Below are 24,302 nucleotides of genomic sequence, written 5' to 3' on the forward strand. Positions count from 1 at the left end.
GCAGCGGCCGAAGGCCGATGACGGAGGGGGAGGCCAGACGCGTCGCGAGGCCCACTTAGCGTTCGCCCTCCCCCCTCCCCTCTGGTCGCTCCGCTCCCTACGGGACTCCCCCCTTCGGGGGGAGAAAGGACACCCATCACGCCTACGCTCACCGACGTGAACACGCCCCTCGACACTCTCGGTCGGCCCGTCGCCGACCTGCGGATCTCGGTGACGGACCGATGCAACTTCCGGTGCACCTACTGCATGCCCAAGGAGGTCTTCGGCCCGGGGTATGCCTTCCTACCCAAGGATCGACTGCTCACCTTCGACGAGATCGAACGCACGGTCCGGGCATTCGCCGGGCTGGGTGTCCACAAGGTACGGCTCACCGGAGGCGAACCGATGCTCCGCCCGCACCTCGCGGATCTGGTGGCTCGACTGGCGGCGGTCGCCGGCGTCGACGATCTCACCATGACCACCAACGGCAGCCTCCTCGAGCGTTCTGCCACCGCCCTCGCCGAGGCGGGACTCCACCGGGTGTCGGTCAGCCTGGACTCGCTCGACGACGCCACCTTCGGAACGATGAACGACGTCGGGTTCCCGGTGTCGAAGGTTCTGGCCGGTATCGATGCCGCCGGCGCCGCCGGACTCGGGCCGGTCAAGATCAACGTCGTGGTCAAGCGTGGCGTCAACGACCACGAAGTCGTCGACATGGCCCGGCACTTCAAGGGCACCGGGCACATCGTCCGCTTCATCGAGTACATGGATGTGGGGACGACCAATGGCTGGCGCCTCGACGAGGTCGTACCCGGCTCTGAGATCGTGGAGCGGATCCACGCCGAGCACCCGCTGCGGTCGGCCGAACCCGGCTACCGCGGTGAGGTCGCCCGGCGATACGAGTACGAGGACGGCGACGGCGAGATCGGCATCATCGCCTCGGTGTCCCTGCCCTTCTGCGGCGACTGCACCCGGGTGCGGCTGTCCGCCGATGGTCGGCTGTATACCTGTCTGTTCGCCACCGACGGCCATGACCTGGCGGCCGTGCTGCGCCAGGGCGCTTCCGACGAAGAACTGTCTTCGTGGCTCGGCACGGTCTGGCGGGAGCGAACCGACCGCTACTCGGAACAACGCGCCGAACGAACGACGGGCCTGCAGAAGATCGAGATGTCGTACATCGGCGGCTAGCAGGACGAGCGTCTTCGATAGCGACAGCACCACCACTAGCCTTTTCGGCATGCAGCCCGACGAGCACGTGCGACTCGGGAGGATGACCCATCCGGTCCGCGGTTTTCTCCACGGCACCGCAGCTGTTGTCTTCCTGGTGGCCGGACTGGTTCTCGTCCTGAGCTCTCCGTCCGGGGTGCTTCGCCGCTGGTCGCTTCTCGTGTTCTGCCTCAGTCTCGTGGCCCTGTTCACCACCTCATCGCTGTATCACTCGATCCCCTGGCGGGAAGACTGGAAGGTCCGGATGCAGCGGTTGGATCACGCGATGATCTACGTCCTCGTCGCTGGGACCTTTACCCCCATCGCCGCCATCGTCCTCACGGGCTGGATGCGATGGACGACCCTGGGCATCCAGTGGGCCATCGTCGTGATCGGAGCGATCCACAAGGCGAAGTCGAGGGCCGGGCGTCATTCCGTCTCGGTCGCCCTCGCCACGACTCAGGGTTGGCTCGCCGCGTTCTTGTTGTGGCCGCTCGCCCATCGATTGCCGTGGACCGCCATCGCCGCCATCCTCATCGGAGGCGTCCTCTACACGGTCGGAATGGTCTTCCTGGTCACCGGCCGACCCAGACTATGGCCGCGGGTCTTCTCCTATCACGAGGCGTTTCACGTCCTCGTGGTCGCTGCCGCTGGCATCCACTTCGTCGCCATCGCCCGATGGGTCGCCCCGTACTGACCGACGGCTACAGCCGCTCGGCGATCGACTTCATCTCCATGAAGAGGCGCAGGTAGTCGGGTCCGCCTGCCTTGGCATTCGACCCGGACATCTTGAACCCGCCGAACGGCTGAACGCCGACGAGAGCTCCGGTGATCTTGCGGTTGAGGTACAGGTTGCCGACGTGGAACTCGCGGCCGGCGCGATCCAGGCGCTCCCGGTCCTGCGAGTACAGCCCGCCGGTGAGCCCGAACTCGGTGTCGTTGGCGATGTCGAGGGCATCGTCGAAGTCGCGTGCCCGGATCACCGACAGCACCGGACCGAAGATCTCGTGCTGGGCGAGGCGGGCGTCCCGGTCGACGCCGACGAAGATCGTCGGCTCGATGTAGTACCCGCCGTCCTTGTCGACTGCCGACCCTCCGAGCACCAACTCGGCTTCCGACTTCCCGGACTCGATCTCAGCGAGCACCGCCTTGTGCTGTGAAGCCGAGATGACCGGACCCACGGCGAAGTTCCCGGTCCCGGGTCCCATTTCGAGCGCCGAGGCCCCTTTGACGACCCGGTCGAGCACCTCGTCGTGGATGGCGTCGACGAGGATCAGGCGGGAGGCCGCAGAACACTTCTGTCCCTGGAACCCGAACGCCGATCGCACGACGTCGGCGGCTGCAGCCTCCAGGTCGGCGGTCTCGTCCACCACCATGGCGTCCTTGCCTCCGAGTTCCATGTACGCCCGCTTCAGCCACCGCTGCCCCGGCCCGACCACGGAGGAGCGCTCGGCGATCCTCAGGCCGACCTCCTTGGAACCGGTGAAGTTGATGAACCGGGTGCGGGGGTGGTCGACGAGGGTGTCGCCGATCTCAGCGCCCGGGCCCGGCAGGTAGTTGACGACACCCGGGGGAATCCCGGCTTCCTCGACCATCTGCATCCATCGGGCCCCGAGGATCGGCGTATTCGAGGCCGGCTTGCACACCATGGTATTGCCAGCCATCACCGGGCCCATCACCATGCCGACGAGGATCGCCAGGGGGAAGTTCCACGGTGGGATGGCGACGCCGGCCCCGATCGGGATCAGCCGGGACTCGTTGATCTCCCCGGGGATCTGCACCACGGGCAGCGGCTTGCCCATCTCGACCGCCTGATGGGCGTAGTAGGTGACGAAGTCCACCGCCTCGGCGACGTCGCCCTCGGCCTCGGCCCAGTTCTTGGCCGCCTCGTAGACCATGAGGGCGGCGAGCTCGTAGGTGTGGGCGCGCATGATCGCCGCCAGCTCCAGCCCGTAGCGGGCCCGGGTGGCGCCGTCGAGCGCCGACCAGGCCGGGAAGGCGCGCCAGGCCGCATCGAGAGCAGCCCCGGCCAGGGCGGCGTCCCCAGACGAGATCGTGCCTACCACGCGATCGGGCTGCGATGGGTCGATGCTGGTGATCGTCGACCCGGTCTCGGTCCACTCACCGTCGATCACCAGTCCCCAGGACTTACCGAGATACTCCCCGACCCCGGCGATAGCGAGCTCGAAAGCGGCGCGGCGCGCTGGGTCGGTGAAGTCCGAGTAGGCCTGCGGGTAGTACGGCTCGAACACATCCACTCCTCGTCCGTTTGCGTGTGACCCCCGAGTATGCCCGTCGCGCGGATGGTTGGCTATCGCAGCGCCCACTCGCGGGGCTCGTCGTCGACCGAATGCAGCACGAAGCGCGATGCCGCCAGAAAGGCGAGCAGCACACCGAGGGCCACTTCCCTGGGCAGCCCCGCCACGGTGACGACGAGACCCCACAGGAGGGGCCCGACGATGGTGGCGAAGCGCCCCACGGTCGCATACAGGCCGAACAGCTCACCGAGATGCTCGGGGGGCGAGATGCGCTGCATGTATACCCGATCGACTGCCCATAGCGCTCCGAGCGCCAGTCCGCCGAAGATCCCGAGGCCCCAGATGAGGGCCTGGATCTGGAACGCACCGGCCACGATGCCCAGAGCCATCGCCGCCATCCACAGATGGAGCACCCGGTGGAGGGTCCGGCGGGGTCCGTCGCGGTCGACGACGAGCCCACCGATGAAGCCCCCGGCGAGCGCGCCGACGATGGCGAGGAGAAGCAGCACCTGTACCTGGCCCGACGAGAACCCCAGTTCCTCGATCACGTAGATGGTCAGAAACCCTCCAATGAGCGTGTTCACCGCATCGGTGTAGAGGAATCGACCCACGAGGAACCGGGCGACCCCTCGATGCCGCCGGGCGAGCCGCCAGGCCGCCACGAGACGACGCGCGCTGGAGCGCAGCGAAGGCGGCGGCCCCTCCAGCCGGGGGCGGGGTCGCTCCCGGACGAACAGGAACGTCGGCAGGGCGAGGAGGAGAAACAGCACGGCGACGATCTTGAACACGCCCGAGTACCCGAGCCGGTCGAGGAACAGGGCGCCCACGGCGACCGCGATGAACGACCCGAGATACCCGACACCGATCCCGAACCCGGACACCTTCCCGATCGTCTCGGGGGTGGAGACGTCGGGGAGGAGCGCGTCGTACATCACCGACGCCAGGTTGAACCCGATGAGTGCCACCGAGAACAGCGCCAAAGACGCCACGATCGGAAAAGAGGCGAGGAAGAAGGTCGGAACGACGGCGAGGATGGTGGCCGGGAGCAGGTACGGAATCCGTCGGCCCCGATGGTCACTGCGAGCCCCGATCCACGGGCCGAGCACGACGACGACCACCATGGCGGCGTTGATCGCCAACGCCAGCGCCAGGTCGGCGGAGCCGTCCCGCCCGACCCATGGCGGAAGATCACCGGCGTTATCGGTGAGCCACTCGGCGAAGTAGAGGGCGCCTACCCCCAGCGAGAAAATCGTGTTGGCCAGGTCGTAGGTCGCCCACGAGACCACGCTGAGCCTCGTCGGCCGCCAGTCGGATGTCACGGGCGGAAACTAGCCGCCAGGCTCCAGGCTCCAGGCTCCAAGCCCATCGCCCCTCGCCCCCCCTCGAATCTGTCACACCCGTCCGATACCTTGTGCCGCATGATGAAAGTGATCAGTGAAGCCATGACCCGCACCGATGAGGACCGCATCGACGTCGAGGCCTGGCTGCTCGAGATGGGGCTCCGCGCCATCGTCGTGGACGAGTGCCCGGCACCAGACTGCGATGCGTGCCATCCGCCGCTTCGCGAAGCCGCCTAAGGGCCCTCGCCCCTCAAAAGGGCGATGACCCGGGCGTCGGGCGTCTGGCCGAAGTCGTCGTACCACTCGCCCACCGCGCGGAACGGTTCCGGGGTCAGCGGACAGATCACCTCGTCGGCCAGCGTCGCCAGCACCGCCAGGGTCTGCGGCGGGCCGACCGGTACCGCGCACACGACGGTCGCGGCGCCGCCTCGGGTCACCTGATCCAGCGCCGCCCGTAGCGTGGCGCCGGTCGCCACGCCGTCGTCCACCACGATCACCACCCGGTCCTCGACATCGGGCGTGGCCCCGAAGGCGGCGATCCGGCTCGTCAGCCTGTCTCGGGCGTGGGCGACCGCGGCCTCCACCTCCGGATCGGTCATCCTGAGCCGTCGAACGGTCAGCTCGTCGACCAGCGCGTGCCCGTCCGAGGTGACCGCACCGATGGCCAGTTCGGGATTGCCGGGCGCGCGGATCTTGAGGGCGTGGACCGCACCCAACTCCCCACCGAGTGCCTCGGCGACCGCAGCCGCCACTTCGATGCCGCCGCGGGGGATCCCCAGTACCAGCGGGCGGCGATCGGCCAGGTGCCGCAGACTTCCGGCGAGCGCGACCCCCGCTGCCGTGCGGTCGCGGTAGGACGCCATGACCTGAGCGTACCGGGGAGCGAAAGCTGGTCCCGTCGGTACGCTCTCGTCGTGCGTCGCCTCATGCTCGTCGCCAATCCGGCCGCCTCCGGCTTCACCCAGTCGCTACACGGCGACGTGATCCGCATCCTCGAGGAGGGTTACCGGGTGTACGCGCCGTGGCCGGACAGCCCCGAGCAGGCTCTCGCCGCCAGCCGACAGGCGGCCCACATCGGGTACGACGTGGTGGTCGCCATGGGCGGGGACGGCACCGCGCACACCGTCGCCAACGGGATCCACGGGTCGCCTACCGCGTTGTCGGTGATCCCTTCGGGGACGACCAATGTGCTCGCCCGCCTGCTGGGCCTGGGCAATCGGCCGCGCCAGGCTGCCAGGACGATCCTCACGGCCGACGGAGCCACTCGCTCCTTTCCGACGCTTCGCCTCTACATCGAGCATCCGGACGGCATCGCAACGCGGATCGCCACCTTCGCGGCCGGGATCGGCTACGACGCCGATGCCATCTCCGAGTCCGAGCGCAGCCCCTTGGGCAAGGTCGGGATGGGATCGATCCACTATGCGCGCAGCGCGTTGCGCGTTGCCTCCAGGTATCGGAATCGGCTCCCGACGCTGCGCGTGGCCGATGGGGAGACCACCAGCGATGTCGTCGGACTCATCGTTCAAGCCCACGACGAGCTCACCTACATAGGCAGGCAGGCGATCCGCCTCGGCCCACCCCCCGGCCCTCTCGCCCTCACCGTGGACCGTATGGGAGTGGGGCTCGCCGTTTCGCTGGCAGGACTCGGCTTCCTTCGGGTCCGCCTCGACCGGCTCCGCGGAGTCCGCCTCTGGAGGGACTTCACCTCGATCAGGGTGGACGCAGAGCCCGAGGCCCTGGTCGAGGCCGATGGGGAGGTGCTCGGCCAGGCGACCGCGATCACCATCACTCCGGAGCCGGCCGGCCTGGTGGTCGTCGATACCGCTCAGAAGTCCTGATCGCTCCGGAGCCGCTGTTCGACGGCGGCAGCCGCCACGGCGAGTCCCGCAGTCGCCGCGCTCAGCCTGGCGCGTGACCACAGCGCCCGGCGCATCGGCGTCGCCAACCGCTCCTCCAGCACCGCGACCAGTGCATCGGCCGAAGAAGCCCCGGCGTCCCGATGGACGCCGATCGCCTCACCGACGGCCCGATCCAATCCGCCGTCAGAACGGAGCGCGGCGACCTCGGCCGCAGCCGCCGGTCCGGAGTGATCGATCACACGCCGGGCGAAGGCGTCGAGCTCCAGCAGGATCCGTTCCCGATCGGCGATGGTCAACCCACGCGCCACGGCCTCGCGGACGCCACCGATCGTATCGGACCAGGCCTCCTCGAAACCGAACGCATCCCCGGCGGTCCCTCCTGCGGCCGAGGTGAGGCGGTCCGCCACGGACCGGGCATCGCCGATGATCCGTCGCAGCCGGATCTGCTTCTCGGCGAGTCGGCTTCTGAGGTGCTCGACGAGCGAATCGACACCGACGGGATTCCCGACGCGCGGCGACGCTGCTGCCTCGAAGATGATGGGTTCGGCGATGCCGTCGGCGGCGAGCAGCTCGCGGAGATGCTCCACGACGACCGTCCGCTCCCCCGGTACGACGGTGTCGACCCGGTTCATCACGAAGAGCAATCGTTCCGAGTCGGCGGCCCCCGGGGCGAGGAAGTAGGCGTGCAGCGTCGGGTCGGCGTACTTGACCGGATCGAGCACCCACACGCCGACATCCACCTGCGGGAGCAGCTCCTCGACGAGGGCGCGGTGCCCCTCGGCGAGACTGTCGATGTCGGTCATGTCGAGAATGGCAACGCCGGGGAGGCGGTCGTGCTCGACTCGACCCTCGACGCCGAGGCGATCGAGGAGCGCGCCCAGACCGGGCTCGGCGTCCGCCGGAACCCAGGCGAGGGGCCGGGTCGTGTGCGGGCGGATCGGGCTCACCGAAGCGACCGCGGCTCCGGCGATCGCGTTGAGAAGGCTGGACTTTCCGACCCCGGTCCCACCGAGCAGGGCGAGCACGAGGGTCGACCCGAGGTGCCCGACGCGGTCCCGGGTCGCTCTCACCGCTCGAGCGGCCGCCAGGAAGTCGTCACTCGGCACCACGCCCTCTGCGGTCCCGATCACCAGCTCGAGGTGTTCCAGGAGCCCCTCGACGTCGCTCATGTGAGCTCGCCGAGCACCAGTTCATCGGGATCGACAGCAGCGCCGAGTGTCGAGACCAGAGTCCGGAACCGCTCGGCGTCCGCCGCCATCACCTCGGTCATCGCCGAAACCAGGGTCGCCCTCGGAACCTCGTGCATTCCGGGTCGGCGCTGGAGGAGGCGGGCCTCCGATGCCGTCAGCGGCGTCTCGGGATCGAGAGCGAAGCGCCGCCACATGCGCCGTTCCCCGGCGCGCATCCGCCGGCCCACGGCCCGGCCCGACGTCCACGAGTCGATCGCCTCATTCGCCGCCTCGACGGTGTTGGGCCCTGCACCGTCGAGTCCGGACTCGCCCTCGAGCACCCACGGCGCCGACCGCTCCCAGCGTCGAACGGTGGCCTGGGCGGCGCGCCCGGCATGACGGACGATGGCGGCCGCGAGTGCCGCTTGAGAGTCACGGTCGTCGTGGCCCGAGAACGCACCCGTGGCGATCTCGTCGACGAGGGCCTCGGTCTCCCGTCGATACTCCTCGTCGACGCCACGCATGAGCGCCTGAAGCAGGGCGACCACGTCTGTCAGCGAGGCGCGGAGCGCGGCGAGATCGTCCTCAACCGCGGCGATCGAGCCGACCCGTGCGGCGTACCGGGTGGTCTCGTCGTCGCCCCAACGCTGGAGAACATCCCAGAGTGCGGCCACTGCCTCGAAGGGAAGGATCCCGTCCGAGCCGGGCACCTCTGGAACCCCGATGACCGGCACGTCGTCGAGCCCTCGGGAGTCGAGCTTCTCTCGCAGGTCGGCGATGAGCGTCACACCATCCTCGCCATCGGGCAGCCGGTTGATCACGACGGCGGATGGAAGCCGTCGGCGCCGCACCCGATCGAGGACGTCGAACCCCCACGCGTCGGCGTACCGGTTCGCCGACGCCACCAGGACACACCCGTCCGCAACGTCGAGCAGACGAAATGCCGTCTCCTCCGACGCCTCGGGAGCGGGGACGTCGACGAGGGCGATGTGGGCAGGCGGTTTGCGCAGCGTCTCGACCACGACGCCCGGTGCGGTCCTGCGTAGTGCATCGAGCGTGAAGGGAACCCGATGTCCACCCCAGAACAGGAACTGCGTGGTGGTCGGACGACGCGGCCCCACCTCGGCGAGGCGGCTGCCTGCGAGCGAGTTGAGCAGCGTCGAACGCCCAGTACCGGACACGCCGACCAGTCCGATGACCCGGCGCAGGTGGGGGGCTCGCGTGCGCGGTCCGAGGTAGTCGGTAACGAGCCGACGCGCCCGATCGCGGATCTCCGCCGCCTCGGGATCCAGCGTCAGATCCAGCCGGGCGAGCGCGTCGGCGAGGGAATCGAGCCGGGCGATCGTGGCGTCAGAGACGGCTTTCATGGCCGCGACGATAGAGAGGCTGGCACGGCGTCGACAGCGCCGCGTCGGAAAAGACGGTGTACCCGCCCGCGGCAGTCGTAACCTGCTCGACCATGACGGTCGCAGACACCACCCTCGACGGTACCGTCGGAAGCTCCGCCGACGCAGCGGCACTCCGAACGCTGCTCGCCGCCGTGCGGCTTCGCGACCCGGCCCTCGCCGAGCACGGGCTCCGCGCGGCACATCTCGCCGGTGCCATCGCCGAGGAGCTCGGCTGTGGCAGCGAGGACATCCGGCACGCCTACCTCGGAGCCCTGCTCCACGACATCGGGAAGCTCGGCGTCCCCGAGGTGATCCTGTGGAAGCCGGCGGGACTGGACGCCGACGAGTGGCGCGAGATGCGGTGTCATCCCGAGGCGGGCCATCGGCTCGTCGTCGATCTCGTCCACAGCGAGGTCGCCTCAGCGGTCCTTCACCATCACGAACGCCTCGATGCCGGTGGGTACCCGCACGGGGTCGATGCCGGACGCCTGCCACTGGCGGTTCGCATCGTCCAGGTGGCCGACGCCTTCGACGCCATCACCTCGGACCGACCGTACGAGCCGGCGGCGCCGGTCCGGACCGCCATCGCCGAGCTGAGCCGCTGCGCCGGCGACCAGTTCGATCCCGACGTCGTCACCGCGCTGAGCACGGTCTTCGGCGGCGGCGACCTCACCTGACCTCAGCGGTCCAGGATCGAGGTGGCCGCACGCCCCTCCGGGCACTCGTCGAGGAGGGGGCACCAGCGACACCACGGACCGCCCACACGATCCAGTGCGGTGCCATCGGCCCAGGCGCGCCGCAGCACCGATACCAAGTGTGCGACTCTCACGGCCGTCTGCTGGACATCGGCCATCGAGGGCACCGTTCGCACCCGCTCACCGGTGGCCACCGACACCGCCTCGACCGACCCCGGCGGCTCACCCCGGTCCAGGGTCCACAACAGTGAGTAGAAGGCCAGTTGGGTGTCGGCATCACCGACACCTCCCGTCTTCCAGTCGACCAGCCTCGGCCCCGCTTCCTTACCGTCGAACACCGCATCGATGCTCCCGTGGAGGAGCACGCCATCGGCCGGGTTCGCTTCGAGGGCCACTTCGGCGCCCTCGAAGCCCTCGGCGCCGAACGTCTTGAACCGGTCGTACAGGTCGCCCACTTCCTTGATGACGCCGCCGAGTGCGCTCGGCTTGAGGCCCAGCGCCACCATCTTGGGGTTCAAGCCGGCACCGATCTCTTCGCGGCACGCCGCCTCGAGACCGTCGGGCGAGATGGGTCCGTCCCGGAGGTGGCGGGCGAAGATCCGGTGGGCGAGTCCCCCGGTGAACGACGCCCTCGACTCGGCCCCATAGATGCCGCGAAACCGGGCCCCCGCCTGATCCGGGCACTTCTCGAAGGCGACGAAGGTCGTCGCCGACACCTTCAGGTCCTCGCCGGGGTCGACTGGGGGGAACACCACGGTGCCGGCCATGGATCGATGGTAGGTGGTGGTGTGCCGCGCGCTGCGTAAGCAGCCGCCGTTTGTACACTCGGCCGCCCCAACCCGTGACATGGAGACTCATGCCACGACGCCGCCGCATCACCATCATCGCCATCGCCGCGCCCCTCACGCTGTGGGCGTGGCTCGGCGTCGTGTTCGCCCTCGACCGCGTCGCCAATGCCGGCGAGGTCCTGGGCAGGGTCACGGTCGCCGACACCCACCTCGGGGGACTGACCGAGGACGAGGCGCGCGCCACCATCGCCCAGCTCCATCAGCGGCTGGCCAACGAGCCGATCACCGTCGTCGTGGAGGGCACGGAGTTCACCCTCGCCCCCCGCGAGGTCGGGTTCTGGCTCGACGAGGATGCTCTCCTCGATCAGGCGATGGGCGCTGGCCGGGACGGCAACGTGCTGGACCAAATGCAGCGATGGCTCTTCACCACCGTTGGCGGGGGGACCCGCGCTCTCGACGGAACCGGCACCTACAGCCGAGATTCGTTGCTCGCCATCCTCCGACTGTGGGAGAGGCTGGCGATCGCCGACCCACCCACCGAGGGAGGCATCGCGGTGCTCGCCGGCGTCGTCATCCCGGTGTATCCGACGGCGGGCAACGGGATCGACTTCGAGGCGACGGCCGACCTCATCGAGGCCGAAATCTTCGGGGCACGAAACCCGGTCACCGCACTCACCGAGTACCGGGTGCCGGTGCTCACCGATGCCGACGTCGATGTGGCGGTCGGTCGAGCCGAACGCCTCGTCGCCGGACCGGTCACCCTGTCGAAGATCGTGCCCGAAGCATCGGTCACCTTCCCCCGCAGCGTCCTGCTCGATGCCATCTCCAGTCGAGTGATCGGTACCGACGCAGACCCTCAGATCGACGTCTTCTTCCAGGTGGGATCGCTGGTGCAGTTCCTGGCACCGGACCGCGAGTCGATCGAGACCCCACCACGCGATGCCCAGGTCGTGATCGGCCCCTTCGACAGGCCGCTCATACTCCGGGGTGCTCCGGCAGCGCTGCTCGACCTAGCGGCCCTCCCGAAAGCCGTCTTCGATGCGGCCGCTTCGGTGTCGAGAACCGGTCCCCTCCCCATGCGCGACGGCGCCCCACCCGAATTCACCACCGAAGATGCCGAGGCCCTGGGGATCAGGAATCTCCTCTACACGGCGACGACGTTCTACGAGTCGGGAGGCACCGAGTCGAACCGCAACCGGGTGATCAACATCCAGACGATGGCCGACGCCGTCAACGGGGTGATCGTGATGCCCGGTGAGGTGTTCTCCATCAACGAGTTCATCGGCCAGCGGACCCTGGAGAAGGGGTATCGGAGAGCCGGTGCGATCATCGGCCCGATCATCTACTGCTGCGATCACCCCGCCAACATCGGCGGAGGTGTCAGCCAGTTCGCCACCACGATGTACAACGCGATCTTCTGGTCGGGCCTGGAGGACGTGGAGCACACGCCGCACACCCTGTACATCAGTCGCTACCCCATGGTGCGTGAGGCGACGCTCGGCTACCCCGATCCCGACCTCAAGTTCCGTAACGACACCGACAACGCCGTCTACATCAAGACGGAGCACACCTCGACGAGTGTCACCGTCAAGTTCTTCGGCGACAACGGCGGCCTCGTCATCGAGGCGATCCTCGGCGAGAAGCAGGACTTCACCGAGCCCGAGATCTACTACAAGCCCGATGCCTCGCTACCCCCCGATGTCGAGGAGGAGAAGGACGAGGGCGAGCCCGGCTTCACCGTGAGCATCACCCGAATCATCAAGAACCCGGACGGGTCCGAGAAGAGCCAGCGCACCTGGTGGCATGCCTACCACCCGTGGCCGATCGTGGTGGCGGTGCATCCGTGCAAGCTGCCCGAGGACCATCTCGAGTACGACGCGTCGATCCAGTGCCCGGTCCAGGTCCCCGCCGACCTCGCCGGCAAGACCTACGAGCAGGCGCGGTCCGCGCTCAACGCCATCGGCCTGCGGATCTTCAAGGGCCCGGACATCGTCGTCGAGGACGATTCCCAGGACGGTTTGGTCCTGGAGGTGTTCCCCGGCCCGGGAACATGGCTCGACCCTGGCTCCGACGTGACGGTACGGGTGGGCCGATACGACGGATGATCGGCGAGGTCTAGACCGGGGACTCGTCGCCGTAGAACACGAAAAAGCGGGAGATCACATCCTCCGCTGCGGCGACGGTTGCCGCATCCCAGACGCCGGCACGGCTCACGACGACGGTGTTGGACGCCACGAACACGTGAGCCGTGTCGTCGATGGCGTCGAACAGGCGAGCGGCTAGGCGGGCGGGGATATCGTCCCCGGCGTTGGCATCTGCGGCCGACTCGAACGTCGTACCGTCCTGCCCGGTGATGCTGCGATCGGTGTCGACGACGAGGACGTCGCCGGCCACGGTCGAGGTGACGATCTCGATCTGCTGACCCATGGGCAACGACTCTAGATCGCTCACACGCCCGGTCAGGTCTGTCCCACCACGTGGAGCTTGAGCAGATTGGTCGACGCCCGCTGGTTCGGGGGTATCCCGGCGATCATGGCCAGGGACTCACCGGGGGTGACCACACCCAACTCGAGAAGTCGCCGCTCGGCTTCGGCGATCATCTCGTCCGTCGACGCGAAGCGGTCGATCATCAGCGGGGTCACCCCCCAGGCGAGCGCCAGCCGATTCCTGATCTGGGTATTGGGAGTGAAGGCGACGATGCGGGCATTGGGCCGCCGCCGTGAGACCAGGAGCGCCGTCGCCCCGCTCTCGGTGAAGGCGACGACCGTCTGCAGCCGCAGCGCGGCAGCGACATCGGCGAGGGCACCGGCGATCGCTGCCGGGAACGGCTGTGATCCCTCCAAGACCTTCGTCACCGACGACGCCGGATACCCCGGACTCGCCTCGGCCTCACGGCAGATCGCACCCATGACCTCGATCACCCGGACCGGGTACTTGCCGATCGCGGTCTCGGCGGAGAGCATCACCGCGTCGGTGCCGTCGAGAACGGCGTTGGCGACGTCGGTGACCTCGGCCCTGGTCGGCCGCGGTGAGACGGTCATCGACTCGAGCATCTCCGTGGCGGTGATCGAGATACCTCCGGCGGCAGCCACCCGCAGGATGATGTCCTTCTGGATACGCGGGAGCGGCTCGAAGCCGAGCTCGACCCCGAGGTCACCCCGCGCCACCATCACCCCATCGGCGGCGGCGGCGATCTCGGCAAGGTTGGCGTAGGCGCTGGCTCGTTCGACCTTGGCGATGACCGGAACGTCCCCGGCGAGCTCCCGGACCCGTTCGACGTCGGCGGCGCTGGTCACGAAGGAGGCGGCGACCATGTCGACGCCTATCGACACCCCGAAGGCCAGGTCGACGGCGTCCTTTTCGGTCACCACCGGTAGCTGGACGTCGATGCCGGGGACCGCCACCCCCTTGTGGTCGCCGAGCACACCACCTTCCACCACCTCGGCCTCCCAGCCGGTGTCATCGCCGTCGATCACCGAGAGGATGATCAGCCCGTCACTGAGGAGGACCCGGTCCCCCGGCGACGGAGCCAGACCGGCCAGGTGACGCACGAAGATCTCTGCGTTCGAACCCTCCCCCTGTCCATCGCGCAGCGCGATGCGGCTGCCGGCCCGCAGCTCGACGGAGCCACCGGGGAAGGTGCCGACCCTGATCTTCGGTCCCTGGATGTCCTGGAGCACCGCCACCGCCCGCCCGTGCTCGTCGGCGGCGGCACGCACCGACTCGAGCATGCGGCGGTACTCCCCGTGCTCGCCATGCGAGAAGTTGAACCGAGCCACATCGAGCCCGGCCCCGACCATCTTTGAAATCGTCCCCGCATCGGATGAGGCAGGCCCGAGCGTCGCCACGATCTTCGTCTTACGGTGCACCCCGGTGAGGTTAGGTGGCCTCCAGACTTTGCCGTAGCTCTTCGGAAGGGCCAACGCTCAACGCTCAACGCTCAACGCAAGACGGGTTTGGCGTTGAGCGTTGAGCGTTGAGCGTTCAGCGTTCAGACCCAACGGGTAACGTCTCCCTATGCCCTCCTTCGACGTCGTGTCCAAGGTCGACCTGCAAGAAGTCCGCAACGCCGTGGACCAGGCGAGCCGGGAGACGACGACCCGTTACGACTTCAAGGGCACCGACACCCACTACGACCTCACCGAAACCTCCATCACCGTCGAGTCGTCGACCGATGATCGGGTCAAGGCAGCGATCGACGTGCTCAAGGAGAAATTGGTGAGGCGAAAGGTCTCCCTCAAGGTGATCTCCGGCGGCGTTCCACAGCCATCCGGCGGGGGGAGGTCGAAGGCGGTGTTCACGCTCACCACGGGCCTCGACAGCGAGGCTGCCCGGGAGATCGGCAAGGCGATCCGAGACCTCGGGACCAAGGTCCAGGCGCAGATCCAGGGTGACCTGGTCAGGGTCACCGGCAAGAAGCGAGACGACCTGCAGGCCGTCATCGAGGGTCTGCGCGGGCTCGACTACCGACTGCCGCTGCAATACGTCAACTACCGGGACTGACTCGACTCGGCGGGGCCCGGGCCGATCTCTGACCGGGTCCCCGGCCAGTCAGGACCTCGACCTGCACCATGCCGACGTCGAATCCAGCGAACTGGCGGTCGAGGCTCCCTAGCCTCCGCCGGGACATGCGCACGGTCCTCGGCATCCCGCTCAAGGGATTCGACACGGCAAAAGGTCGTCTGAGCGGTCGCCTCTCCGGCGACCGCCGCGCCTCGTTGGCCCGTGCCACCGCCGAGCGCCTCCTCGCCGCTGGTCGAGACGCCGGCTTCACCGTTGCGATCGCGACACCCTCCGAGGCCGTTCGCCGTTGGGCACGCCGCCACGGAGTGGACGTCCTCACCGAACCACCCGGCGGTGGACTCGATGGGGCCGCCGCTGCCATCGCAGACTCGGGGAATCTCTGGTGTGTGGTCCACGGCGACCTCCCGCTGGTGAGTGCGAACGACCTCGCGCTGGTGAGACACCACCTCCTCGCCGGGCGCAGCGTGATCGCGCCGAGCCGGGACGGGGGGACCAATGCTCTGGGCGGCTCCGGAGCGATGCAGTTCTCGTACGGCCCGGGGAGCTTCGTGCGCCACCTGGCTGCGCTCGCCGCCCGCTCGCCGGTGGTGATCGTCACCGCCGGGCTGACGATCGAGCTCGACACCATCGGTGACCTGGAGGCGGCAGCGGGGCTGCCGGCCGGTTCATGGCTCGGCGAGTACCTGCGGTAGCACCCACCCCGGCCGCGGTCACTACTGTCCGCCGACGATGACCGGTATCACCGTTCTTGGCGGGGGAATCGTGGGCACCGCGGCGGCGTGGGACCTGGTCCGGCGGGGGTACGAGGTGATCGTGGCCGACGCGGATCCCGACGCGGCGCGACGTGCGGCGGCGACCTCGGGTGCCCGGCCCGACACCGTCGACGTCACCGCCGAGAGCCTGATCAGGACGCTCGACACCACCCGACTGGTGGTGTCGTGTGTGCCCTACGCCTTCGGTGAGCGCATGCTCGACGCCGCCATCAGTGCCGGCTGCCACTACCTCGACCTGGGCGGCAACCCGACCGTGGTCGCCCGACAGAAGGCCCAGCACGCCCGAGCGGTCGACGCCGGAGTCGTCGCCGTACCCGACTGCGGGCTCGCCCCAGGCTTCGCCAACGTGCTCGCGGTCGGCGCCGTCGAAGCTCTCGGTGACGGTCCGATCGACGAGGTGAGGCTGCGGGTCGGAGCGCTCCCCGCCGCGCCCACCGGGGCGCTCCGCTACCAGCTGGCGTTCAACCCGGCAGGATTGATCAACGAGTACGCCGAACCGTGTGAGATCCTCACCGGCGGCCGCTACGCCACCGTCGAGCCCCTCACTGGGATCGAGACGGTCGAATGGGAGTCGTGGGGTCCTTTGGAGGCGTTCCACACTGCTGGCGGGTCGTCCTCGCTGACCCGGATGTGGGAGGGCCGGGTCGCCGAGTTGGACTACAAGACCCTCCGATTCCCCGGCCACGGCCATCCGTTTCGCACCATGCTGGAGATCGGTCTCTTCGATGAGACACCGCAGCCCGGGACCGGTACTGCGCCAAGAGCGGTCCTGCTCGAAGCGCTACGCGCCAACCTCCCAGCCGGCGGACCAGATCTCGTCCTCGTCCGGGTATGGGCGACGGCTACCCGAGGCGGCCTCCGTCGAACCGTCGGATACGAGGTCGAGGACCGTAACGACGACACCTTCACCGCACTGTCTCGCACCACCGCCTTCCCGACGACGGCGCTTGCCCACCTGATCCTCACCGGCACCGTATCGGACCCTGGCGTCCGCACCATGGACGAGACAGTGGGTCCCGACCTCCTGCTTCCTGAACTAGAGCAGGTGGGGATAGAGGTGAAGGAGCTTCGCAGCGCGTAGCTACCGGCCACCAGCTACCAGCTACCAGCCAGAGAAGATGGGTGACGGGCGACGGGTGACGGCCTGCCGGTAGCCGGTAGCCGCGGCGGGCCGAAGGCCCGTCGCCTATTACCATCCACCCTCGTGACCACGCCTCCCCAGAGCCGAGAGAACGCCGTTGCCGTCATCACCGGGGGAACCGGTGGGCTGGGCCGCGAGGTGGCCCGACGCCTCGCCGCCACCGGCCACCGCCTGGCCATCACCTACCTGATCCCAGACGAGGCCGACGCGATCGAGGAAATGCTCGAGCTGCCCGAGGATCGCCTCCTGCTCACCCGGGTCGACTGCACCGATGGCGACGCGGTCGGTGAGTTCGTCGAGTCGGTCGAGGAGACATTCGGCGGCATCAATGCCCTCATCGCACTTGTAGGCGGCTGGGCCGGAGGGAGCGATGTCGAAGACACCGACGACGTCCGTTTCGAGCGGATGATCGACATCAACCTGCGCACCTCCTTCAACGCGGCACGGGCGACCCTCCCGGTGCTCCGTCGAGCCGAATGGGGCCGCATCGTCATGGTGGGGAGTCGTGCGGCGCTCGACCCGCCCGGCGGACAGGCAATGTACAACGTCGCCAAGGCGGGGGTGATCGCCCTGGCGCGGACCATCGCCGAGGAAGTCAACGACAGCAACATCACCGCCAACGTCGTCCTCCCCGCCCTGATCGACACGCCTGCCTTCAGGAAGTTGGTCCCGTTCGCCAACTACGTCGACTGGCCGACGCCCAACGAGATCGCTGCCGTGATCGAATTCCTCGCCTCTCCCGAGGCGAGCGTCGTCAGCGGTGCCATGGTCCCGGTGTACGGCAAGTCGTAAGGGGCCGCGCGGCGGCAACCAGCCGCGTCGCTAGGAGATCGTGACCGACACCAAACTCACCCTGCGCAAGGTCGTGGGCGATGGGCGCCGCCTCGTCGCCGGGTTCGTGCGCGCCCATCCCGTGGCGTTCTTCCTCGCCGTCGCCGGCGCTGCCCTGTTCGCCGCCTCGATCGTCGCATCGGCGATGGTCATCGGATGGGTGACCGACACCGTCCTCCTGCCCGTCCTCGGGAAAGGCGAAGCGCGGGGGAATCGGCTGCTCGGTGCGATCCTCGCCGTGGCGGGCGTCGCCCTATGGAAGGCAATCGGAACCGTGGTCAGGCGTGCCGGTGCCACCTGGGTCCAGTACCGCACCCGCGCCGACGTGCGGGCCAACCTCATCGACCACCAGCTCGCCCTCGATCTCGCCTGGTACGAAGACCGCTCCACCGGCGACCTGCTCGCGGTGAGCGAGGCCGACACGCTCCAGGGCACCTGGGTCCTGGGGCCGCTTCCCTACGCCACCGGCTCGACCCTCCTCTTCCTCGCATCCGGGGCCATCATCACCATGATCGACCCGCTGCTCGGGCTCGTCGCCGTCTTGTTCCTCGGCCTCGTGATCGCCGTCGACATCGTCGGCGGGTGGATCACCTTCCACCGGTTCGAAGCCGTTCAAGAAGCGAAGGGGGCGGTCGGTCGGATCGCTCACGAAAGCCTCGACGGCGCCCTGACGGTCCGGGCGCTCGGGAGGGAGTCCGAAGAGATCCACCGGCTCGCCGTCGCCGTTCACCAGCTCCGTGAGGCCCAGATTTCGGTCGGGCGCCTTTTCGCCTCGTTCCGGGCAGTCACCGAGTCGCTCCCCGCGATGTGTGTCGTGGTCGCTCTCGTCGTCGGGGTCATTCGCATCGACCAGGGAGCGCTCACCACCGGCGAATTGGTGACCGTCGCCTACCTGGTCTCCCTGCTCACCATCCCGATGCGGCTCATCGGGTTCGTCCTCTGGGCGGCGGCACAGAGCACGGCCTCGTGGGAACGGGTTCAGCGCATCCTCGACGCCGACGACTTCGTCAGGCACGGCACCCGGTCGGCCGTCGACGACCCAACCGGCGGTGCGGTAGATGCCGACGACGTCTCGTTCTCGTACGTACCCGGGACGCGGGTCCTCACCGCCGTCGACCTCGAGATCACACCCGGTAGAACCGTGGCCATCGTGGGGGCAACCGGCTCCGGCAAGTCGACTATCGCCAAGCTGATGGTTCGACTCTGGGATCCCGACAGTGGCGCGATCCACCTCGATCGACGCGACCTGCGATCCTTCGCCAGGACCGAGCTCGCTTCGGAGGTGGCCTTGGTCGCCCAGGACGGGTTCCTCTTCGACGACACTGTCGACGGCAACATCACGCTGGGTCTTCCGGTGGGCGACGACGAGGTGGTCGAGGCACTCCGGCTCGCCGGGGCAACCGAGTTCGTGACCGCCCTCCCCGACGGCAGGGAGACGCGCATCGGAGAGCGCGGCCTGAGCCTCTCTGGCGGGCAGCGGCAGCGCATCTCCCTCGCCCGCGCCCTGGTGCGTCGGCCGCGATTGCTGGTACTCGACGACGCCACCTCGGCCGTGGACCCCTCGGTGGAGGTAGAGATCCTGCGGGGCCTCCGGCGCGCCGAACTCCCGGCCACGGTGGTGATAGTCGCCTACCGGCGGTCCAGCATCACCCTCGCCGACGAGGTCGTGTACGTCGAGGACGGCCGAATCTCGGACCATGGACCCCACGACGAGCTGCTCCGGAGGTCGCCCGGGTATTCACGGCTCCTCGTCGCCTACGAGGAGGATGCGGCCCGACGCTCGGCGGAACGCGGAGAGGTGAGCGGATGAACACCCCGGACGTCGCCGAATACACCGGGAGCAAAGTGCTGCGGCGGGCTTTCCGGGTGGCGCCAGCGCTGAGGTCGGGCATGGCAGGAACCCTGCTGCTCGCCATATTCGGTACCGGTCTGCAGGTGGCGGTACCGATCCTCATCCAGCAGATCCTCGACCGAGCCATCCTCACCGAGGGCGGCGCCGACGTGGACCTCGCGCTGCGGTACGGCGGCATCGCACTGGTGTTCATGGTGGCTTCCCTCCTCGCCCAGCGCGCCGCCCTGGTTCGTCTGACCGTCTCGTCGGCCACCGGTCTCGCCGATCTCCGCCTCACCACCTTCTCGCACCTCCATCGGCTGTCGGTGGTCCACCTCCAGTCGGAGCGAAAGGGGGCACTAGTCGCCCGGGTCACGTCGGACGTCGACACGATGCAGGAGTTCATGGAGTGGGGTGGCCTGGGGATGATCATCGGGGGCTCGCAGGTGATCCTGGCAGTCGCCGTCATGCTGGTGTACCGGTGGCAGCTGGCGCTAATGGTCGTCATCGCAGTGATCGTCTACGCGGCGATGCTCATCTGGTTCCAGCGGATCCTGCAGCGGGCCTACGACCGGGTGCGGGAGCGGGTGGCCGACTCGATGTCGGCGATCAGCGAGGCGATCTCGGGCATCGAGGTGGTCCGGGCATACGGAATGGAGCCGCTGCTCAGCGAGCGGGTCCACGAGAAGGTGGACGAGCAGTTCCGCGCCGAATTCAAGACCTATCGGTTCAGTGCGACACTGTTCTCCAGTGCCGAGCTGTTCGCCGGCATCATCACCGCCATCGTCATCGCCGCCGGTGTCATCATCGGTGTCGACGGTGGGGTCACCCTGGGGACGCTGGTCGCCTTCCTGTTCCTCGTCAACCTGTTCGTCGAGCCGGTGCAGATGCTCGTCGAGGTGCTCAACACGGCCCTGTCTGCCGCGGCTGGCCTGCGCAAGGTCCTCGGCGTCATCGACGTACCGGTGGACATACCCGACCCGGTCGACGGAACGCCTCTGCCCGACGGGGGTCTCGACGTGCGCTTCGAGGGCGTCCGATTCAGATATCCGACCGGCGGCGACGTCCTCATGGGCATCGACGCCCACATCTCCTCCGGTCTCCGGGTTGCCGTCGTGGGCGAGACCGGATCCGGTAAGACCACCTTCGCCAAGCTCGTGGTTCGACTCCTCGACCCGACCGAGGGCCGGGTGCTGGTCGGGGGCGTTCCGGTCGACACGGTCCCGTTTCGCGATCTGCGGCGACGCGTCGCCTTCGTGCCTCAGGAAGGATTCCTGTTCGAGGGGACGGTCGCCGACAACGTCCGATACGGACGCCCGGAGATGACCGACCCCGAGGTGCGCGCCGCCTTCCTCCAGTTGGAGCTCGGGGAGTGGCTCGATCAGATGCCGGACGGGCTCGACACCCAGGTGGGCGAACGCGGGAATTCGCTGTCCTCCGGCGAGCGCCAGCTGGTCGCCCTGGTCCGCGCCTGGGTCGCCGACCCCGACCTGCTCGTGCTCGACGAGGCGACGTCAGCGGTCGATCCTGCCCTGGAGGTCGGCCTGCGGCGCGCCATGGAACGCCTGACCGAAGGCCGTACCAGCATCACCGTCGCCCACCGGCTGTCGACGGCCGAGGCCGCCGACAGCGTGCTCGTGTTCGACGACGGTCGCCTCGTAGAGACTGGAAGTCACCGCGAGCTGGTGGCGTTGGGCGGGGTGTACGCCGACCTCCATATCGACTGGCAGGGAGCAACGAAGAGTTAAGCCACTCAGAGCTCGTGGCTTAGGGCTCATAGCTCATGGCCAGAAGAGCCACCAGCTACCAGCTACCAGCCAGAACGGTTCGGCTGTTAGCTGTTAGCTGTTAGCCGGTAGCCGGTAGCCGGCGCTGCCGGAGGCAGCTCTCCGGCATCGGGTAACATCGTCAGGCCTTCGGGGGTGGTGTAATCGGCAACACGACAGGTTCTGGCCCTGTTATTGGGGGTTCGAGTCCTCCCCCCCGAGCGAGGCGGAAGCGATTCCGCACTCGGCCCCGTCGTCTAGCGGCCTAGGACGCCGGCCTCTCAAGCCGGTAGCGCCGGTTCGAATCCGGTCGGGGCTACAACAGAGCGAAACCCCCAGCCTGGAGGGGGTTTCGCCGCGTCGGTAGGGCCTCGGTCTCGCGGTGGCCGCCGCGTATCCCGAGATCGGGCGGTCCCGCGAACTCGCGAGCGATCCACCGTGACGGTTGCCAAGTCCTGGAGAGGGCTGCTATACCGTGGCAGTATTATCGTGGAAGGTCTTGCCGATGAACGCACCCGGTGACCGAGGTCACCACCGTCTTTTTAGAGGGCTGCGTCGTTGGATGGTCCCATCGCTCTATGGCTGGCTGATTCTCGCGACGGTGGGTGCGGTGCTAGTCGCTCCGTCAGCCGAGGCCACAAACGTGGGGGCGACCACGGGCTGTGGGTATGAGTCGGGGACTAGCGACGAGTTCACGGGATGTGTCTCGCTGCAGAACAACAAGTGGTTTGCCGGACGCCCCTCCGCGTTCGGGAACCAGTGGCCTGGCATCGACGATGCTGTCATGGATTCGCTTGCTGGGGACTACGACCCCACCGACCTTGTTGCCTACTGGACTACGACAGACAACTACCCCGATGCTTGGTTTTGGGATTGGACGTGGGTGAACCGAAGTGCAATTGCGTGGGTCGACTGTCCGGCCTCCAACACCGGTATCGGCTACTACACCCAGGGGGCGGCCACGACCCGCTGGTGTCGCGGTCAGATCATCAGATTCAATTGGTCTGCGGTGGAGGCGGCTGCAGATCAGGGATATGTGGATATCAGCCCTGGCGGAACCGAGCCAGGTTTGCCTCTCGACGACTTCTCCGCCTACGTCGCATGTCACGAGCTTGGTCACACTGTGGGTCTTCGGCACACGGGCAACGACTGGACATGTATGAACTACGAGTACACGGGGATACCGTTGACGGGCTATGACTCGGGGCATGCCCCCTATCTGAACAATCACGACAGGTCTCACATCAATGCGAGGTACTAGAGCTCTCTCCCTGGTCGCCGCCGCGCTGTTCCTGACCACGCTCGGGGCCTGCGCCTCGACCGATGCGACGCTGCCATCGACAGCGATCGCCCGGGAGCCGTACGTCGACTCGTCGCTCGGAGGGCGCCCGACGACCGGGACAGCCGGCGAGCCGGGCAACGAATGGACGGACGAGGGCTCGCCCCTGTACGAGTGGCCCGCGGATGTGTCTGAGTCCGAACGGTTCTGGCGCGGCCTCCGGATCGCCGGATTCGAGATTCCACTGTTCCGTACCGTCGAGGATCTCGCGGCCTCGGCGACAATTGTTGCGGTTGGAGTTCCGGTCGGTGTGGGTCCGTCGATCAGCCTAGGTGGCGACCCTGACAACAACGAGACGGTGTCGTCGTTCACCGTGATCGTAGAACTCAAGGAGGTCGTGCGATCACGAGCGCATCTGCACGGGGTCACTGAACCGCGTGCGGGTGACAGGGTCACCGTGATCGTTGACCGCCGACCCGCTGAAGAGTTCCCGGATGCGCCGGTGTTGCTCTTTCTCCGGGCGCCCGGGGATAACCGCTACTACCACCAAGTCGATCCAGCAGACATCGCCCCCGATCACCGGGACTACTACCGCGCCACCCTGACCGCGTGGGAGGCCTTCCGTGTCGGTAAGTACGACTTTGTGAACTCGCAGTCGATCTTGGTTGGCGACCGGCGTACGACAGTAAATCCGATGCGCGATCCCGCTGATGACCCCCTTGCCGACGTGATATCGGACAGGCCGATCTCTGAGATCGTTGATCTGATCCGATCGATGCCAGCTCCGTAGTCCAGGAAGGCCGCCGAGCAGCTGGATCGGATTCTTCCGCCCGCCCTCGTCGCCTGAAGACGTGAACGACAGCCGAAGGCCCCGGCACCGGCCTCTCAAGCCGGTAGCGCCGGTTCGAATCCGGTCGGGGCTACGACATCGCCGCGCGCGCCCTCAATCCAGCGGTGCGAACAAGTCCACCGGATTGCCGTCGGGATCCAGCAGCGTGGCGTACCGCTGGCCCCAGAAGGCATCGAACGGCTCCAGGGATCCTCGATGCCCGGCACCGACCATGTCGGCATAAGTGGCATCCACATCGGTGGGGCTATCGCACAGGAACGCCAGGGCGATCCGGTGCCCTCCGGACGGTGGCTCCCACGCCGAAAACGACTGCACGACCTCAACCGTGTCGAACATCATGCGCAGCCCGCCGACCGTTGCCTCGACGTGACCCTCCGACTCCGCCCCCTCGAGAATGTCCACGCCCAAGCGGCGATAGAAGGCAAGCGTCGCCGCCATATCGGCAACAACCAGACCAAACGCGTCCATGCGAGCCATGACAAGAAGCTACCAGCGACCGGCTACCAGCCAGAAGAGCTCACAGCTAACAGTCCACAGCTCACAGCCAGAACGGTTTGGCTGTGAGCTGTTGGCTGTGCGCTCTCGGCCACGTACCAAGTACCAAGTACATGTCTGGCTGTTAGCT

General features: G+C 67.8%; 23 protein-coding genes and 3 tRNA genes. 17 read left to right on the plus strand and 9 right to left on the minus strand.

All coding sequences use genetic code 11. The annotated features are described in order from the left end of the window. Window positions 1-156: 156 nt before the first annotated feature. Together moaA and WEA29_03125 are read left to right on the plus strand one after the other, a co-directional pair. Window positions 157-1,167, plus strand: a complete 1,011-nt coding sequence (moaA, locus tag WEA29_03120) for a GTP 3',8-cyclase MoaA (protein ID MEX2322750.1) — start codon at window positions 157-159, stop codon at window positions 1,165-1,167. Window positions 1,168-1,216: 49 nt separating this feature from the next. Further along, window positions 1,217-1,882, plus strand: coding sequence for a hemolysin III family protein (locus tag WEA29_03125; protein ID MEX2322751.1), 666 nt, complete (start codon window positions 1,217-1,219; stop codon window positions 1,880-1,882). Window positions 1,883-1,889: 7 nt separating this feature from the next. Here the strand turns inward: WEA29_03125 and pruA are convergent, their stop codons facing one another. Together pruA and WEA29_03135 are read right to left on the minus strand one after the other, a co-directional pair. Further along, entirely contained in the window at window positions 1,890-3,437 is a 1,548-nt protein-coding gene (gene pruA, locus WEA29_03130; GenBank protein ID MEX2322752.1) for an L-glutamate gamma-semialdehyde dehydrogenase, read from the minus strand. Between the two features lie 59 nt (window positions 3,438-3,496). Beyond that, window positions 3,497-4,762 (minus strand): MFS transporter, encoded by a 1,266-nt coding sequence (locus WEA29_03135; protein ID MEX2322753.1) that lies wholly within the window; start codon window positions 4,760-4,762, stop codon window positions 3,497-3,499. Between the two features lie 99 nt (window positions 4,763-4,861). Between WEA29_03135 and WEA29_03140 the strand changes: the two genes are divergently transcribed. Next, entirely contained in the window at window positions 4,862-5,020 is a 159-nt protein-coding gene (locus tag WEA29_03140) for a hypothetical protein (GenBank protein MEX2322754.1), read from the plus strand. Here WEA29_03140 and WEA29_03145 read toward each other — a convergent pair. Then, window positions 5,017-5,646: a phosphoribosyltransferase family protein gene (locus WEA29_03145; GenBank protein MEX2322755.1), complete on the minus strand. Its 630-nt coding sequence runs from the start codon at window positions 5,644-5,646 to the stop codon at window positions 5,017-5,019. The genes WEA29_03140 and WEA29_03145 overlap by 4 nt on opposite strands. Before the next feature lie 51 nt (window positions 5,647-5,697). Between WEA29_03145 and WEA29_03150 the strand changes: the two genes are divergently transcribed. Then, a complete protein-coding gene (locus tag WEA29_03150) occupies window positions 5,698-6,621 on the plus strand; it encodes a diacylglycerol kinase family protein (protein MEX2322756.1) in 924 nt (307 codons plus the stop codon). Here the strand turns inward: WEA29_03150 and WEA29_03155 are convergent. Then, complete coding sequence (locus WEA29_03155) at window positions 6,609-7,811, minus strand: GTPase (protein ID MEX2322757.1); 1,203 nt, start codon at window positions 7,809-7,811, stop codon at window positions 6,609-6,611. The two genes, WEA29_03150 and WEA29_03155, sit on opposite strands and share 13 nt — an antisense overlap. Further along, window positions 7,808-9,178: a GTPase domain-containing protein gene (locus WEA29_03160; protein MEX2322758.1), complete on the minus strand. Its 1,371-nt coding sequence runs from the start codon at window positions 9,176-9,178 to the stop codon at window positions 7,808-7,810. Before WEA29_03160 ends, WEA29_03155 begins: the two co-directional genes overlap by 4 nt. 92 nt (window positions 9,179-9,270) lie before the next feature. Between WEA29_03160 and WEA29_03165 the strand changes: the two genes are divergently transcribed. After that, window positions 9,271-9,876 carry an HD domain-containing phosphohydrolase gene (locus WEA29_03165; GenBank protein MEX2322759.1) on the plus strand — a complete coding sequence of 202 codons (606 nt, stop codon included), beginning with the start codon at window positions 9,271-9,273 and terminating at the stop codon, window positions 9,874-9,876. Between the two features lie 2 nt (window positions 9,877-9,878). Here the strand turns inward: WEA29_03165 and WEA29_03170 are convergent, their stop codons facing one another. Continuing rightward, window positions 9,879-10,661, minus strand: coding sequence for a PD-(D/E)XK nuclease family protein (locus tag WEA29_03170; protein MEX2322760.1), 783 nt, complete (start codon window positions 10,659-10,661; stop codon window positions 9,879-9,881). Between the two features lie 89 nt (window positions 10,662-10,750). Here WEA29_03170 and WEA29_03175 point away from each other — a divergent pair, with 89 nt between their 5' ends. Beyond that, window positions 10,751-12,787 (plus strand): VanW family protein, encoded by a 2,037-nt coding sequence (locus tag WEA29_03175; protein MEX2322761.1) that lies wholly within the window; start codon window positions 10,751-10,753, stop codon window positions 12,785-12,787. 10 nt (window positions 12,788-12,797) lie between these two features. Here the strand turns inward: WEA29_03175 and WEA29_03180 are convergent, their stop codons facing one another. Continuing rightward, the gene (locus tag WEA29_03180; protein MEX2322762.1) at window positions 12,798-13,109 is read right to left on the minus strand and encodes a hypothetical protein; all 312 of its coding nucleotides are present in this window, start codon (window positions 13,107-13,109) and stop codon (window positions 12,798-12,800) included. Window positions 13,110-13,141: 32 nt separating this feature from the next. Further along, on the minus strand, window positions 13,142-14,551 hold the full coding sequence (pyk, locus tag WEA29_03185) for a pyruvate kinase (protein MEX2322763.1): 1,410 nt from the start codon (window positions 14,549-14,551) through the stop codon (window positions 13,142-13,144). Between the two features lie 148 nt (window positions 14,552-14,699). On the opposite strand from pyk, the gene WEA29_03190 reads away from it, so the two are divergent. The 11 genes from WEA29_03190 to WEA29_03240 all read left to right on the plus strand — a co-directional run bounded on the left by WEA29_03190 (window position 14,700) and on the right by WEA29_03240 (window position 23,747). Further along, the gene (locus tag WEA29_03190; GenBank protein ID MEX2322764.1) at window positions 14,700-15,185 is read left to right on the plus strand and encodes a YajQ family cyclic di-GMP-binding protein; all 486 of its coding nucleotides are present in this window, start codon (window positions 14,700-14,702) and stop codon (window positions 15,183-15,185) included. Window positions 15,186-15,310: 125 nt separating this feature from the next. After that, window positions 15,311-15,898: an NTP transferase domain-containing protein gene (locus tag WEA29_03195; GenBank protein ID MEX2322765.1), complete on the plus strand. Its 588-nt coding sequence runs from the start codon at window positions 15,311-15,313 to the stop codon at window positions 15,896-15,898. A gap of 37 nt (window positions 15,899-15,935) precedes the next feature. Beyond that, window positions 15,936-17,060 carry an FAD-dependent oxidoreductase gene (locus tag WEA29_03200; GenBank protein MEX2322766.1) on the plus strand — a complete coding sequence of 375 codons (1,125 nt, stop codon included), beginning with the start codon at window positions 15,936-15,938 and terminating at the stop codon, window positions 17,058-17,060. A 123-nt stretch (window positions 17,061-17,183) separates the two neighbouring features. Then, complete coding sequence (locus tag WEA29_03205) at window positions 17,184-17,912, plus strand: SDR family NAD(P)-dependent oxidoreductase (GenBank protein MEX2322767.1); 729 nt, start codon at window positions 17,184-17,186, stop codon at window positions 17,910-17,912. Between the two features lie 40 nt (window positions 17,913-17,952). After that, window positions 17,953-19,761, plus strand: coding sequence for an ABC transporter ATP-binding protein (locus WEA29_03210; GenBank protein ID MEX2322768.1), 1,809 nt, complete (start codon window positions 17,953-17,955; stop codon window positions 19,759-19,761). Continuing rightward, window positions 19,758-21,530 carry an ABC transporter ATP-binding protein gene (locus tag WEA29_03215; protein ID MEX2322769.1) on the plus strand — a complete coding sequence of 591 codons (1,773 nt, stop codon included), beginning with the start codon at window positions 19,758-19,760 and terminating at the stop codon, window positions 21,528-21,530. Before WEA29_03210 ends, WEA29_03215 begins: the two co-directional genes overlap by 4 nt. 168 nt (window positions 21,531-21,698) lie before the next feature. Continuing rightward, a tRNA-Gln gene (locus WEA29_03220) sits at window positions 21,699-21,770 on the plus strand. A gap of 24 nt (window positions 21,771-21,794) precedes the next feature. Continuing rightward, a tRNA-Glu gene (locus WEA29_03225) sits at window positions 21,795-21,867 on the plus strand. A 291-nt stretch (window positions 21,868-22,158) separates the two neighbouring features. After that, a complete protein-coding gene (locus WEA29_03230; GenBank protein MEX2322770.1) occupies window positions 22,159-22,809 on the plus strand; it encodes a hypothetical protein in 651 nt (216 codons plus the stop codon). After that, window positions 22,796-23,617, plus strand: coding sequence for a hypothetical protein (locus tag WEA29_03235; GenBank protein ID MEX2322771.1), 822 nt, complete (start codon window positions 22,796-22,798; stop codon window positions 23,615-23,617). Before WEA29_03230 ends, WEA29_03235 begins: the two co-directional genes overlap by 14 nt. Window positions 23,618-23,687: 70 nt before the next feature. Continuing rightward, window positions 23,688-23,747, plus strand: a tRNA-Glu gene (locus WEA29_03240). A 23-nt stretch (window positions 23,748-23,770) separates the two neighbouring features. Here the strand turns inward: WEA29_03240 and WEA29_03245 are convergent. Continuing rightward, a complete protein-coding gene (locus tag WEA29_03245) occupies window positions 23,771-24,154 on the minus strand; it encodes a VOC family protein (protein ID MEX2322772.1) in 384 nt (127 codons plus the stop codon). Window positions 24,155-24,302: the final 148 nt, after the last annotated feature.

It is taken from the genome of Acidimicrobiia bacterium (assembly GCA_040902765.1).
GTDB lineage: Bacteria > Actinomycetota > Acidimicrobiia > Spongiisociales > UBA11373 > DATKBG01.